At 47.5% G+C, this 14,261-nt stretch carries 14 protein-coding genes; all 14 read left to right on the top strand.

All coding sequences use genetic code 11. The features are described 5' to 3' along the window. Nucleotides 1-13: 13 nt before the first annotated feature. The 14 genes from flgC to ACLWNV_RS15735 all read left to right on the top strand — a co-directional run bounded on the left by flgC (nt 14) and on the right by ACLWNV_RS15735 (nt 14,248). Complete coding sequence (gene flgC / locus ACLWNV_RS15800) at nt 14-457, top strand: flagellar basal body rod protein FlgC (protein WP_413575968.1); 444 nt, start codon at nt 14-16, stop codon at nt 455-457. 88 nt (nt 458-545) lie between these two features. After that, nucleotides 546-884 carry a flagellar hook-basal body complex protein FliE gene (fliE, locus tag ACLWNV_RS15795; RefSeq protein ID WP_413575967.1) on the top strand — a complete coding sequence of 113 codons (339 nt, stop codon included), beginning with the start codon at nt 546-548 and terminating at the stop codon, nt 882-884. Between the two features lie 80 nt (nt 885-964). Next, nucleotides 965-2,617: a flagellar basal-body MS-ring/collar protein FliF gene (gene fliF, locus ACLWNV_RS15790; RefSeq protein WP_413585403.1), complete on the top strand. Its 1,653-nt coding sequence runs from the start codon at nt 965-967 to the stop codon at nt 2,615-2,617. Then, a complete protein-coding gene (fliG, locus tag ACLWNV_RS15785) occupies nt 2,617-3,651 on the top strand; it encodes a flagellar motor switch protein FliG (RefSeq protein WP_413585402.1) in 1,035 nt (344 codons plus the stop codon). Before fliF ends, fliG begins: the two co-directional genes overlap by 1 nt. Then, nucleotides 3,638-4,444: a FliH/SctL family protein gene (locus tag ACLWNV_RS15780; RefSeq protein WP_413585401.1), complete on the top strand. Its 807-nt coding sequence runs from the start codon at nt 3,638-3,640 to the stop codon at nt 4,442-4,444. Before fliG ends, ACLWNV_RS15780 begins: the two co-directional genes overlap by 14 nt. Further along, nucleotides 4,444-5,772, top strand: coding sequence for a FliI/YscN family ATPase (locus ACLWNV_RS15775; RefSeq protein ID WP_413585399.1), 1,329 nt, complete (start codon nt 4,444-4,446; stop codon nt 5,770-5,772). Before ACLWNV_RS15780 ends, ACLWNV_RS15775 begins: the two co-directional genes overlap by 1 nt. 13 nt (nt 5,773-5,785) lie before the next feature. Continuing rightward, nucleotides 5,786-6,229, top strand: a complete 444-nt coding sequence (fliJ, locus tag ACLWNV_RS15770) for a flagellar export protein FliJ (protein WP_413585398.1) — start codon at nt 5,786-5,788, stop codon at nt 6,227-6,229. Nucleotides 6,230-6,275: 46 nt separating this feature from the next. Next, entirely contained in the window at nt 6,276-7,094 is an 819-nt protein-coding gene (locus tag ACLWNV_RS15765; protein ID WP_413585397.1) for a MotE family protein, read from the top strand. 33 nt (nt 7,095-7,127) lie between these two features. Continuing rightward, nucleotides 7,128-8,984, top strand: coding sequence for a flagellar hook-length control protein FliK (locus ACLWNV_RS15760; protein ID WP_413585396.1), 1,857 nt, complete (start codon nt 7,128-7,130; stop codon nt 8,982-8,984). Nucleotides 8,985-9,013: 29 nt separating this feature from the next. After that, nucleotides 9,014-10,021: a flagellar hook assembly protein FlgD gene (locus tag ACLWNV_RS15755; protein ID WP_413585395.1), complete on the top strand. Its 1,008-nt coding sequence runs from the start codon at nt 9,014-9,016 to the stop codon at nt 10,019-10,021. A 1-nt stretch (nt 10,022) separates the two neighbouring features. Continuing rightward, nucleotides 10,023-10,460, top strand: a complete 438-nt coding sequence (locus tag ACLWNV_RS15750; protein WP_413585394.1) for a TIGR02530 family flagellar biosynthesis protein — start codon at nt 10,023-10,025, stop codon at nt 10,458-10,460. Nucleotides 10,461-10,630: 170 nt separating this feature from the next. Next, nucleotides 10,631-11,914 carry a flagellar hook protein FlgE gene (locus ACLWNV_RS15745; protein ID WP_413585393.1) on the top strand — a complete coding sequence of 428 codons (1,284 nt, stop codon included), beginning with the start codon at nt 10,631-10,633 and terminating at the stop codon, nt 11,912-11,914. Between the two features lie 266 nt (nt 11,915-12,180). Further along, a complete protein-coding gene (locus tag ACLWNV_RS15740) occupies nt 12,181-12,855 on the top strand; it encodes a response regulator transcription factor (protein ID WP_088615634.1) in 675 nt (224 codons plus the stop codon). Then, nucleotides 12,836-14,248 (top strand): ATP-binding protein, encoded by a 1,413-nt coding sequence (locus ACLWNV_RS15735; RefSeq protein ID WP_413585392.1) that lies wholly within the window; start codon nt 12,836-12,838, stop codon nt 14,246-14,248. The genes ACLWNV_RS15740 and ACLWNV_RS15735 overlap by 20 nt, the downstream gene beginning before the upstream one ends. The last annotated feature ends 13 nt before the right edge of the window (nt 14,249-14,261 follow it).

Below are 14,261 nucleotides of genomic sequence, written 5' to 3'. Positions count from 1 at the left end.
TCAGGAGTAAAACATGGCTGATTTTTTAACAGGTATGAGAATTAGTAGCAGCGGTATGGCAGCGCAAAGAATGCGTATGAATACCATTGCCAGCAACATCGCCAATATCAATACGACCCAGACCCCTGAGGGCGGCCCCTATCGACGTAAAGACGTCGTTTTTGAAAGCATGCCCGACGCCAAGAATTTTGGCGAAATCGTGACAGGCACAGACCCTATGGGAAATATGCAACGGGTCCAGGTCACAGATATCATCTCGGATCGCAAGGCTCCCTTATTGAAATACGAGCCGGATCATCCTGATGCAAATCCAGAGGGTTACGTCGCTTATCCCAATATCAATCTCATGGAAGAAATGACCAATATGATACAATCGTCGCGTTCTTACGAGGCCAATGTATCGGCGATGCAGGCGTCAAAAGATATGGCCATGAGTGCTTTGGAAATAGGAAGATAGTTCCTAGACTAGGTTAAAAAAGCAGGAATTTTTTGAACGTATAGAATACAATTTTTAGAGAGTACTGAGTACAAGGAGAAGTGAAGCCATGGAGGGTTTTACAGTATCAAATGCAAACAGGTTCCTCGAGACGGGAAATCTGCGTGATTCCAAATCACTGTCCATCTCGGGTGCAACAACACCACTGAATTCAACATCTGAATCTGGCAAAAGCTTCGCTGATACCCTGAAGGATGCCGTAAGTTCCGTGAATGAATTGCAAAAAACTTCAGACAAGTTTGCGCAAAACATCGCCACTGGAAAAACGGATGATGTCGCGGGCGCGATGATCGCCTCCGAAAAAGCCGACATCGCTTTGCGAGTCATGGTTCAAGTACGTAACAAGATCATTGATGCGTACCAAGAAGTCATGAAAATGCAGGTTTAGTTTTAGTTTATTTTTTCTGATACATGATTCGTTAGATCGCGTGCTTTGGCGGAGCCAAAGTGTAAGACCGGAGGGATTCTTTGAACAAAATTTTTGGTGGATTGGTTGTCCAGTTTCGTGAGTTCTTTAAAAATCTGGGTCCAACCAAAAGACTTTCAGTTATTGCCGTTACTTTAATTGCGGTAGTGGCTTTATTGACGATGATGTTCATGGCGTCCGGTAAGGACTATGTTCCTCTTTTCACAAACATTCCAACTGAGCAGGTTTCCACAATCGTTGCCAAATTGAACGAGAAAAATATTCCGTTCCAGTTGCGTGACGGCGGTAAAACTGTAGCAATCCCAAAAGAGCTTCTGCACTCAACACAAATGACATTGATGGCGGAAATCGGTTCTCCCAAAATGGGCTCGATCGGTCTGGAACTTTTCGATAAGCAGGATTTCGGCGTAAACTCGTACGCACAAAAAATCAATTACCAAAGAGCCCTGCAAGGGGAGTTGATGAGAGCCATCAACACTCTGACAGCGGTAAAACAATCCAAAGTTATTCTGGCTCTTCCAAATAAGAAAACATTCCTGGAAGAAGGTGGTTCACCTTCTGCGTCCGTGGTGGTTGAACTTCACCAGGGTAAAGAACTTTCCCAGGAACAAGTTCGTGGTATCCGTTATCTGGTGGCTAATGCCGTTGAAGGCATGGATGCAGACAAAGTCGCAGTTCTGGACGAGCGCGGTAAAGTATTGACCCGTGCTGCTGACGGTACAACTGGCGGCTCCAATGAATTGTTGGACCTGAAAGCCAAAGTGGAAGGTGATTTCGAGGATCGTATCGAAGACATCCTTTCCAAAGTGGTGGGTCACGCCAAAGTTGTGGCAAAAGTGGATGCGACACTAAATCACCGTGTGATCTCTTCTGTGGAAGAACTTGTGGATCCGGATAAAACAGCGATCCGCTCCCAGCAATCTGAAGAGGAATCCCTGGATGGGGCTCGTACCAATCCAGCAGGTGTTCCGGGTTCCCGTTCCAACATTCCTGGTGCAGAGGACAATGCCGGCCAGGTTGGTTTCAAACAAGATGTAAAAAAAGAACTTAAGACAATCAACTATGAGGTTCCTAAAACAGTTCGTAATATTCGCGAAGCTGCCGGGAATCTTGAGCGTCTAAGCGTCGCCGTTGTGGTTGACGGTGTTCATGTGACGACGAAAAATGCTGACGGTACGACGGAAAGCAAATGGCAGCCGCGTTCTCCGGAAGAAGTTAAAAAATACGAAGACCTGATCAAGGGTGCGATTGGTTTCAATGCTGCACGTGGTGACTCGGTTAAAGTTGAATCCATTCAGTTCCAGCCTGAAGACTTTTCTGAAGCTGAGAAGATCCTGACGACGCTTGAGCGTAAGAAGTTGATCCATGCTTTGTTCAAATGGGCACTGCTTGGTTTCTCTCTGGCTCTGTTCTTCTTCATCGTGGTTCGTCCGTTCATGCAATGGATCACTGACAGCTTCCAGGATTCTGTGGAGGAGATGTTGCCAAGAACTATCGAGGAACTTGAAGAACTGCAATCCGTGGATAACACGCTTCCGGGTATGTCAACGGCCCTTCCTGTTCTGCAGGAATCCATTGACCCTGAGAAGGCTGAATCTGAATTGTTGAAAGACCGTATCATGGCCACGATGGGCCGTGATGAGGAAAAAGCGGCCAATGCCTTCGGCATGTGGTTGGTTAGGAAGGATCCGTAATGAAACTGCATAAAGCCGAACATATTGAGTACGAACAGCTCAAAGGTTTCGACAAGGCGGCGATTCTTATCAATTACCTTGGTAAGGATGCGGTGAAGGTCCTTTTGCGTCGTATGGACGATGCTGACATTCGCAAGCTGATCAATCAGATGAGCAAATTGCGTGTCGTTCCGGTTCACGTGACAAAGCGTGTGCTGGAAGAGTTCTATGAAATGATTTCTGAAACTGAAGACTATATCTTCTCTGAATCCATCTCTGCGAAGGAAACTATCGTGGATGCATTGGGTGAAGAACGTGCCCGTGGCATCCTGGGTGGTTTGAATATCACGACAGGTGGCTCGCGCTCATTGGAATCCCTGGAAATGGTTGATGCCAAGTCATTGGCAACGTTCCTGGTGAATGAGCATCCGCAGACAGTTGCGGTGATCCTGGCTCACTTGGAGCCGGAGAAAAAAGGTGAGGTTCTAAAACGTCTGCCAGAAGCATTGCAGGCCGAGGTTGTTCTGCGTATGGCGAATCTGGAGCACGTCGATCCTGAGCTTATTGCCGAGATCGACCGCGTATTGAAAAATCAATTGTCCAATACTGCAACCGTGGAGCAAGCCGCATTGGGCGGGGTTCAGCCGGTGGCGGAAATGCTCAACGTTATGGACAAAAACACGGAAACAGCGATCATGTCCCGTTTGGAGGAGAAAGATCCTCTTCTTGCCGAAGAGATCCGCAAACTTATGTTTGTCTTCGACGACATCATCAAGATCGACGACCGTGGTATTCAGGCACTTCTCAAAGAAGTACCGAACGACAAGCTTCTGTTGGCACTCAAAACTTCCAGCGAAGAGATTCGTGTCAAAATCTTCAAAAATATCTCCGCTCGTGCGGCCGAGATGTTACGCGAAGATTTGTCGAACATGGGACCTTCCCGTTTGTCCGACGTCGAATCTGCTCAGCAGGAGATCGTCAATGCAGCTCGCCGCCTAGAGGCGGAAGGCAAAATCCTGATTGCAAGAGGCGGTTCAGAAGATGCAATGGTCTAGTAGCGGCAAGCAGGGCCCTGGGGCTCACACTAAAGCGGTCCTTAAAAAGGACGTGGCGGAAAAGACTGTTCTGGAGTTCGTGCCCGTTAAGTTTGAACTGGGCACTCCCTCTCAGGCCATGGACTATTTGACTCAAAAGAAACGTGGTTCTGATTTTCGCATGAACGATGCCATCCGTATTCAAACGGGCGTCGATCAGGTTGAAAAAGTGGACGAGCAGGAAAAAATCGAAGCCGCTGCTTTGGATAAACTTAAAGAAATCCAGGAGCAGGCCTATCAGGAAGCTTACAATCTGGGACTTGAAGAAGGTCGCCGGGAAGCTTTTGAAAAAGTATCTGAAGATATCGCGGCCCGCATGCAGGGTTTGGATGAATTGTTATTGGGTGTGAAAGAGTTGAAAAAAGAGCTCGCGGCCTTCAATGAAAATCATCTGGTGACACTGGCTTACAAAATGGCAGGTCGTCTGGCCAAGGCGGAGCTTTCCACGAACAATGAAGCCATGGTGCAAATTCTAAGAGACGCTGTCAGTCTGGCGCAGGACGAAGAACAAATCACCGTCCATGTCTCTCAGGAACAGTTTGAGTTTTTGGAAGAGCTTAAAAAAGAAACCGGTCGTGATCTTGAATTCACTAAAAAGATCCGTTTCGAGCCAAGCACTGAAATCATGGCAGGTGGCTGTATCGTGGAAACAAACTACGGTGAAGTTGATGCCCGCGTGGAGCAGCGCCTGGAGCAATTGTGGTCCGTTCTTTCCGAGAACATGCCAAAAGTTAAAGATAAGGTTGCAAGTTAATGAGTGAAATGTCTCTTGATCTGGATAAATATTCCGACCTGGTCAACTCCATCCATTTGACCCGCGATAGCGGCAAAGTGACGGAAGTGAACGGGATGCTGATCAAGGGATATCTGCCGGGCGCAAGTGTCGGCAGTGTCGTGCAGATCATTCCCACGGGTCTTGAGCGCTCCTTCCTGGCGGAAGTGGTGGGTTTCAAAGACAAGCACGTGTTGATGATGGCCCTCAATGATATGAGAGGCGTCGCTTTAGGTTCCAAGATTATTCTTTCCCGTCAGATTGCCACGGTTCGCGCCGGCGATGAGCTATTGGGCCGCGTGGTGGATGGTTTGGGTCGTCCTTTGGATAACAAAGGCGAAATCGAAAACTTCCGGGAAGTTCCTTTGTACAGTGAAATTCGCAATCCCTTGGACAGACAGCCTATCCGTGAGCCCCTGGATGTCGGTATTCGCGCCATTAACGGCGCATTAACCGCAGGTCAGGGTCAGCGTGTCGCTATTATGGCGGGTTCGGGTGTGGGTAAGTCCGTTCTATTGGGTATGATGGCCCGTAACACCAGCGCCGACGTCAACGTGATCGCCATGATCGGTGAACGTGGTCGTGAGGTGCGTGAGTTTATCGAACATGATTTGGGTCCTGAGGGTATGGCTCGTTCCGTGGTAGTTTGCGTGACGAGTGACCAGTCTCCTCTTTTGCGTATGCGTGGTGCCTATGTGGCAACAGCAATGGCAGAGTACTTCAGTGCGCAGGGTAAGAATGTTCTTTTGATGATGGATTCGGTCACACGTTTTGCCATGGCTCAACGTGAAATCGGTTTGTCGACGGGCGAGCCGCCTTCGCAAAAAGGTTACACGCCGTCCGTATTTGCCACTCTGCCAAAACTGCTGGAGCGCGCCGGCAACTTTGAAGGCGAAGGCAGTATTACAGGTTTTTATACCACTCTCGTAGAGGGTGATGACATGAATGATCCGATCGGGGATTCCGTTCGTTCCATCGTGGACGGACATATCGTGCTTTCACGTGCCCTGGCGGCCCGTGGTCACTATCCGGCGATTGATATCATGCAAAGTGCCTCGCGTGTTATGAAGGCGGTTTCCTCCTCTGAACACGTGCGACTTGCGCAAAAGTTGAAAGAGACTCTGGCAGTTTATAAAGACGCCGAAGATTTGATTAACATTGGTGCTTATAAGCCAGGTTCCAATCCCAAGATCGATAAAGCGGTGAAGATTATTGATCAGGTGAATGACTTCTTAAAACAAAGAGTCGAGGATCCGACTAATTTCAACAATACAGTTCGCATGCTTCAGCAAATCCTGATCAACGCTTAATCGGGGGTGACCAATGAAATTCAAGTTTCCCCTGCAAAAAGTCCTTGAGCATCGCAAGGTCGTGGAAAACATCGCCCAGAAGAACTTTCAGGACGCGGTGGCGGTGCTGAACGAGTATCAAACCAAACTTGATAAAATGCGCCAGGATATCCTGGATGCGCAAGCCCGCGCTGGGAGCCTGGTTCAGGCCGGGGGCGCCCAAGGTCCAGCCCTTTCCCAGATTCATGAATTTCTAAAAGGCCATAAGATCCGCATCCAGCAACAAGAGCAAAATGTTCACGAGATCGAAAAAATAGTCGAGGCGAAGAGAGAAATTTTGCGACAAGCCGCTCTAGACTATAAAATTATGGAGAAGGCCCGGGAAAATCAGTTCGAGGAATACAAAGCCGAACGAAAAATCCAGGATCAAAAAGAGGCGGACGAACAGTCCATTCTGCGGTTTAAGAAAAACGGTTAAGCAGGAAAACCTCAGTACTTCAACGGAATGAAGGAATGATAAATTAATGAAAACTGGATACGATCAGTTCTTTAAAAATGCACGCAAGGTCGCTGACGAAAATAACGGGAGTGTGAAGTTCACAAAGAATCCTGCGTCAACGCGTCTGCATTTGGATCTATCCTCTGAGGACGTTGAACAGCAGTTACGTCGTCGCATGAAAATGTCTGCTCCTAAAAAGAAAAAAAAGAAATCCGGCGTACATTGGAAAATGGCCGGTTTTTCATTCCTGGGTTTGATTCTGGCAGTGGTGGGTTTTCAAAATCACGAAGAAATCGACAATGTTTTAAAGCGCGTTGAAATCACCCTGAACGGTGGTGCGATGGCGCAATCGGCTCCCGCTCCTGCCGCACCTGTTGCAGAGGAGAAAGCAGCTGCTGAAGCGGCTCCGGAGGTAAAATCAGTTTCTCTGTCCAACGACGAAATTGATCATCTGACCAAGCTGACTGACAGAAAAAAAGAACTTGATGCGCGCGAAGAGGAATTGAATCGCCAGGAGGCGGAACTTCAGGCGCAGAAGGTGGAATTGAATAAACGCCTTAAGGAACTTGAAGACATGCGCGGAAAAATCTCCAGCATGCTTGAAGACCGGGTCAAGGCTGACGACCAGAAGGTCGATACCTTGGTACAGATGTATACCAATATGAAGCCCCCACAGGCGGCCAAAGTCTTTGAGACGATGGACGAGGATTTGGTGGTTGAGATACTTGGTCGTATGAAAAAGAAAAATGCTGCTGATATCATGAATTTATTAAAACCGGAAAAAGCTCAGATCATTTCTGAGAAATACGCCGGTTATAAACGTGCTCCAGCATCTGAAAAATAAATAACAGCAATTCTCTAAGGAAGGAGGATCGTTTTGTTAAACATAGTCGGCCCCCCAATGGTGGGTGCGACCGAATTGAAGTCACAAACTTCTGAAAAACTTCAGGAGAAAGATTTCAAGGGTTCCGGTACCGATTCTGGTTTTGGAAAAACTCTTCAGGATAAAATCAGCCTGAGAAATCCAAAAGAAACCAAAGAATCGCCGAAGCAGGAAGCCCGGGCGAAAGATTCCAAGGACTCGAAAGAGCCGCGGGATGAAAAAGCTCAGGAAAACAGCTCGAAACCAGAACGCAAGGTCAGCACTAACGATGGGAAAGAAAAGCGGGCGGCGAATCGACAGCAGGCAATCAAAGAATTCATGGACTCATTCGAGAGTGAATTTGATATCCCTCCCACACGACTTGTGGAAGCGATGGCCGAACTGGACGACAGCCAGCTCAAACAATCCCCTGAAGTGACAGCGCAAGCTGTGATTGATCAATTGGACTTGGACGATGACCAGGCGGAAGAAGCCGCGGCCATGTATGCGTCCTTGCTGGGTCAATTGCAACAAATGCAGCAACCGCAAACCCCAAAGCCGATGCCGGAAATGGCAGCGGGCTTTGGCATGTCTCAAGAGCACATGAAAATGCGGGTGGCAGCAGCGCAGGAAAAGCAGACCCAAATGGGAACTGCTATTGATAACCTGAACAAAAAATTCTGGATGAAACAGGAAGCGCCTGCAAAAGCGATGGCAATGCCTGATCTGGGTGGTTCGTTGGCGTCCCGTATGATGATGGACGACAGCGCCATGATGCCTCAGGAAGAGATGCCAATGGATGCGGCGATGCCGGCACCCGCAGCTCCTCCAGAAGCGGCCCAACAGAATCTTCTGGATAAATTGCCTCCGCATTTGCAGGGTCAGATGAAGGAGACGATGTCTCCGGCATTGTTGGCAGCACTGGCGGCTAAACAGGCAGCGGCAGCCGCTCAGCAAAAAACTGAGGGTGCAGCGATGGAAGAGTCTTCAGTCGAACTGACAGACGAATTCACCAGAGCACTTGAGGCTCCGCGTATGGAAAAACCTCAGCAGATGGATTTGATGAAGCAGGCCGTGAACGGAAAAGTCGGACCTGAATCATTCTTCCAGCAGGAGAACCAAGGTCAATCCATGATGCAGAACTCGGCACAGGAGTTCATGCAGCAGGGAATGGGCGAGGGTAAGGATGCAGCCAAGGAAAAGCTGACAACCAAAGCCGCGGAATTTAAGTCCGAGTTGATGGGACTTGAAAGCCTGCAGGCAGCGCCGATCAAGGGTGAAAGCCTGAAGTTTGATCCGGCGATGGCAGCAATGGCACCTAAAGCTCCGGTGAATGCAGCGGAAAACGAAGCCAATGTGAAGCAATTGATGGATCAAGCCCAATACCTGATTAAAAAAGGTGGCGGTGAGGTGAAAGTTCAGATGTCCCCTGAGGGCATGGGAACAATCCACTTGAAAGTCATGCTTCAGGACGGAAAAGTAAATCTTCAGATGCAGGCAGATTCTCCAGAGGCGAAAAAGTCTATTGAGTCTAGTCTAGTTGATTTGAAGAACAGTCTTGCTGCTCACAAATTGTCCGTGGAAAATGTTAAAGTGGATGTTGTGAACACGACGTCTGCCGACACAGCGACGCAGAACCAAAATAATAATACGAACGGCCAAGGTCAAAGAGACCAGGCACGTCAGTTCTGGAATCAATTCAACGACAGCTTTGGTAACCAAGGTCGTCGCGAATCCTTCACTGATATGCAACCGCTTCGTGGCTATACTGGAAAACGTCGTGACCCATTGCAACCAATCGACACAGCGTCTGTTAAAGCAGCGCCACGCTCGATGGATGGCAAAGGCAGCGGATTAAACTTAGTGGCTTAAGGCGACGGTAGTCGCGAAAGGGAACTTGAATGACAATGGTCAACGCGAAATTAGGAGTGAATGCTTTTGGTGCAACTTCGGAAAAACCGACAAGCACCAATGTCTCAAGTTCATTGAGCGCTCATGATAAAGCGAAAGTCGGAGATGAAGATCTTGGCGCGGTGGCGAACAAGCTTGCTGATCCGAATTGGACCGATCCCACTCAGAAAATTCGTACAACGGGTAATCCAAATATGGATAAGGATGCGTTCTTCAAATTGATGCTTACGCAAATGAAGAATCAGGATCCGACCAACCCGATGAAGTCCCATGAAATGGCGGCTCAATTGGCGAACTTCTCGTCACTCGAGCAAATGCAGAACATCAACAAAACTCTTGAGGAAATGAAGGCCGCACAAAAACCTTCAGAAAACTTTCAGGCGTTGAACTTGATCGGTAAAGCAGTTGCCGGGGATTCATCCAAAGTTGTGCGTGGTGTGAATGACAGAGACCATGATTTCCGTTTCTCATTGCCGATGGCGGCAGAGGAAGTCACTGTGAAAGTGCGTGATGCTGATGGAGCAGTGGTGCGTGAATACAATTTGAAAGGTCTGAAACAAGGAGACAACAAACTCACTTGGAATGGTGAAGACGCAAAAGGTATGAAGGCAGCAGCAGGAGAATATCAATTTCTTGCAGAGGCAAAAACAGCAGACGGAAAAAAACTGGGAATCAAAACAGATTTCGATGGCGTTATCACAGGCGTGAGTTACTCTTCTGAAGGCCCGGTTCTAAACGTGGGAAATCAGGCAATTCGCTTCAGAGACGTGAAAAAGATCACAGACCCTCGTCTTATGAGGAACGACCAGAATATAAATGATGTCACCAACCTAGACTTGAAAAAGGATGATGTCACAGGACAAACTAAAAAAGAGGCGAATGTAGTTCAACAAAGTTCTACTACGGCGTCCGCTCCTGCGACGAAATCAAAGATCATGGATACGGTGGGTTTATCTCGCGACATGATGGAAAAGATCGCGAAGGAGACGGCGAAGTAAAATGGTAGACTTAAAGAAGATACAAACATTTGATCAACTCATTCCGCAGCAACAGCCGAAGGTAAAACCTGAAGTTGGAGCGGGAACGGGTCCTTCCTTCAAGGATACTCTTGAAAAGCTCGGCGGGCCGATTGCGACCCCACAAGCTTCCCAGGTGGTTCCTCCGGGCTTAACAAAGCCTCTGGAAGGAGTGAAGTTTTCGAATCATGCGATTGAGCGTATGAGTACCCGCGGGATTAACTATAGCCCCGAGGATATCAGTAAGCTGAATGATGCGGTTTCGAGAGCTGCGGCGAAAGGTTCCAAGGATTCATTGGTTTTGATGAATGACTCGGCACTGATTGTCAGCGTGAAGAATAAGACTGTGGTAACAGTGATGGACAAGACCGCATTGAAAGAAAATGTGTTCACGAACATCGATTCTACAGTGGTGATCTAAACGCAAAATCCTCCTTCGCTCATGAATGAGCTACGGCGGATAAATTGTGAAGCTGTCCTGAAGTGACAGATAGCAATGATAACACAATTTAATATTAGGGCTGGTCCTCGTAGAGGAGGCCCTCCAAAACGGTGGTTCTCGAATAGAACTGCCAACGACATGGAGGTCACATGGGTATTCTTTCTTCATTGTACACGGGTGTGTCTGGTATGGCTGCTCAGGGCGAAGCCCTAGGCGTTATCGGTGACAACATCGCCAATGCAAATACTGTCGGTTTCAAAGCAAGCCGCGCAGAATTCCAGGATATCATTTCAAAAAGCTTAAAAGGTGTTCTTGGTGGTAACCAAATCGGTCGTGGTGTGAAGATCGGTGCCGTGAATCCAATCCTTACTCAAGGTAACGTAGATGCTACTGAAAAAGTAACTGACCTTGCCATCTCTGGTGACGGTTACTTCAAAGTTAAAGGTTCTGATGGCGAGTCTTACACTCGTGACGGTTCCTTCCACTTTGACCGTGAAGGTTACCTGGTAACTAACGACAATCAAAAAGTTCAGGGTTTCGGTACCGACGAAAAAGGTAACATCCTGAACAAAATGACAGACATCAAATTCCCTCGCGCTCTGGTTCCAGCGAAAGCAACTAAAGAAGTTAAGTTGGACCTGAACCTTGACTCCCGTATGGAGCCGACGAAAAAGTTTGATGTGAAAGATCCATACTCCACGTCTCACTACTCTACAGGTGTTGAGATGTACGATTCTCAGGGTAATAAGCACTTGTTGAGCTTGTTCTTCAATAAAGTGGCTGACAGACAATGGGAATACAAAGGCTTGGTAGACGGTAAAGAAGTGACTGGCGGCGAAGACGGTCAGCTTTCTGAAGTGTGTGCTGGTAAGCTTGAATTTACTGTTGACGGTAAATTGGATTCTCAACAATTGACTTCTTCAAACTTCAACTTCAAAGGTGGCGCACTTCAAGGTCAGGAAATCAAATTGAACTTTGGTGACGCGATCAAGGATGGCGGTAAAGGTTTGGACGGTACTAAACAGTACGGTAAAAACTCTGACCTTATCTCTTGGCACCAGGATGGCGCGGCTGCAGGTACTATTAACAGCTTGTCATTCAATGACGAAGGTATCTTGACTGCGGTTTACTCCAACGGTCAGGCACAGGACTTGGCACAGATTGCTCTGGCGAAATTCGAAAATCCAGAAGCTCTATTTAAAGTTGGTAACAACCGTTTGAAAGAATCCAGAGACTCTGGAACAGCTTCAGTGGGTGGCCCAGGTGCAGCAGGTCGCGGTAAATTGTTCGCGAAATCTCTTGAAAGATCCACAGTGGATTTGGCAACTGAGTTCGTAAACATGATCCAAAATCAGCGTGGTTTCCAAGCCAATGCGAAAACAATCACGACGACAGATGAACTTCTGAACGAAGTGATTCAATTGAAACGTTAATAATTAGTTCCCGTTAATATCTAAACCATGAACCATGTCGACAGGCCCGCTGACCCCGGGCCTGTTTTTTTTCGTTTGGCAACCCAAGATGCCCCATTTAGTTTTAAAAGCCTGCAATCTTGGGCATAATGCCCCAAAAGTAGCGATTAAATGTCTGTAATAATGGGCTTTTTTGCAAGGTACATTAAAATTGAACCTTTTGTTTAGAAACAAACCTGATATACACTGGCGCAAGTTTAAATCATTAGTCCAGAGGGGTTTCTGACATGAGATGCTTAGTAGTAGAAGACGACAACGAGATTGCAACAATCGTAAAGCAGGGTTTGGGTGAGCTTGAAGGTGAAGTTGAAGTTGAATCTAACGGAAGACGTGCCTATGAAAGAGCTTTGACCAATCACTATGATATTATCGTCCTAGATTTGATGCTTCCAGAAATGGATGGCTACACTTTCGCCAAATCTTTGCGTGAAAAAGAAATCAACACACCGATTCTAATTTTGAGTGCATTGCGCGAATTGGATGACCGTCTTAAAGGTCTGAGCATGGGTGGCGATGACTACCTGACAAAACCATTCGCAATGGCAGAACTTCAAATCCGTGTAAAAAACCTTTTGAAGCGTGCGCAAAAAGCTTCCGAAGTTACACAACTGGTTTTCCAGGATTTGAAATTGAACCGTTTGAACCGCGATGTGGTTCGTGCGGGTCGCAAACTGGACCTGCAAGAGCGCGAGTTCGTTCTTTTGGATCTATTCATGAGCAATCCAAACAAGATCATCGGAAAACAAACTATCCTTAAGGAAGTTTGGAATTATGATTTCGATCCACAAACGAATGTGGTAGACGTATTGGTATGCCGCCTAAGAAACAAGTTAGAAAAAGATTTCCCTACACGACTTATTTATACAGTCAGAGGTGTAGGTTATGTTCTTAAAGGGTCTTAAACCCACGCTGTTCAGAATCAGTACCAAGCTGACGCTTGCGTACTCGATGGTACTGATTCTGAGTTCCACGCTGATCTTTAGTTTCCTTTACTTTCAAATCACGCACTCGCTGCAAGCGCAGGAGCGATCCATTCTTGTCTCCAAGACAGAAGAGTTCGCCAACCGCATTGAAGTGAATGGCCTGGAAGACTTTAAAGAGTACTTCGAGGTTTTGCGCACATTTGATAAAGACTCTTCCCTGATCGTGGGAGTGTATGGTGAAAATGGCGAGGTGTTATTCTCGCACAGTCCGACACCAGAGCCCCAGTTTGATCAGACTCTTTTAATCAATGAATTGAATAAGCATGGCGAAAGCACGTTTGAGTTCTCTATTCCGGAGCGTTCCGGAGCAGAGGCGGTTCTGGTTCTGGGTAAGATCCTGAAAAACGGCGAGCGACTGGTGATGGCGAAAAGCACTGAGGGCATGGGCCGTCAGTTGCGCTATCTGCAAAAGCTATTCTGGTGGGCGCTTCTTCCGGTTGCACTTATTGGATTCCTCGGTGGATTGTTCTTATCGAACTCCACACTGAGTCCGGTGCGTGAGCTTATCAATTCGATGAAAAAGATCGAGCGCGGTTCTCTCTCAACTCGTGTTCCGGTCGGTGGCAGCGATGACGAACTTGAGGAGCTGAAACTTTTATTTAATAAAGCCCTGGATAAGATTGAAAATCTGGTTAACGGACTCAAAGAGGCCTTTGACCATTTAGCCCACGATATTCGCACGCCCGTCACGCGCTTGCGTGGTCGTGCTGAGATCGCACTGACCAGTGAAGGTGATATTGAGTCCTATCGTGAGGCTTTGCAAAGCTGCTTTGAAAACTCGGATAAAATCCTTAGTTTCCTGCAGGTGTTGACGGATATTACTGAGGCCGAGAATCGCAGTAAGAAACTTAAGATCGAGAAAAAGTTTATCAGTGAGCTGGTTCGCGAAATTATGGATCTTTACGAGATGGCTTTTGAAGAGAAAAATATCAAAGTCATCCAGAGACTGGATTCCCATGATTGGGCGATGGTTGACCCGCGCCTGATCAGTCGCGTGATCGCAAATCTTTTGGATAATGCCCATAAGTACACTCCACCAGGTGGTGAGGTGATCATTGAAACGATCAACCAGACGGAAAGTGTGATTCTTAAGGTGGTCGATTCCGGCCCGGGAATTTCACCGGAAGAGCACGGCCTTATCTGGCAAAAGCTTTACCGCAGTGACAAGAGCCGGTCTGAATACGGCATGGGCTTGGGTTTGACCTTCGTTAAAGCCGTGGTCGAAGCCCACGATGGTAAGGTCAGTATCAAGAGCCCCGTTAAAGACGGCCGTGGCACCGAGATGGAAATCACGCTACAAAAGATGGCCTAAAGCCATCTTCTGT

The sequence above is a fragment of the Bdellovibrio sp. HCB274 genome (assembly GCF_047306075.1).
In the GTDB taxonomy this organism is placed as follows: domain Bacteria; phylum Bdellovibrionota; class Bdellovibrionia; order Bdellovibrionales; family Bdellovibrionaceae; genus Bdellovibrio.
This window is presented reverse-complemented; position numbering and strand designations above follow the sequence as displayed.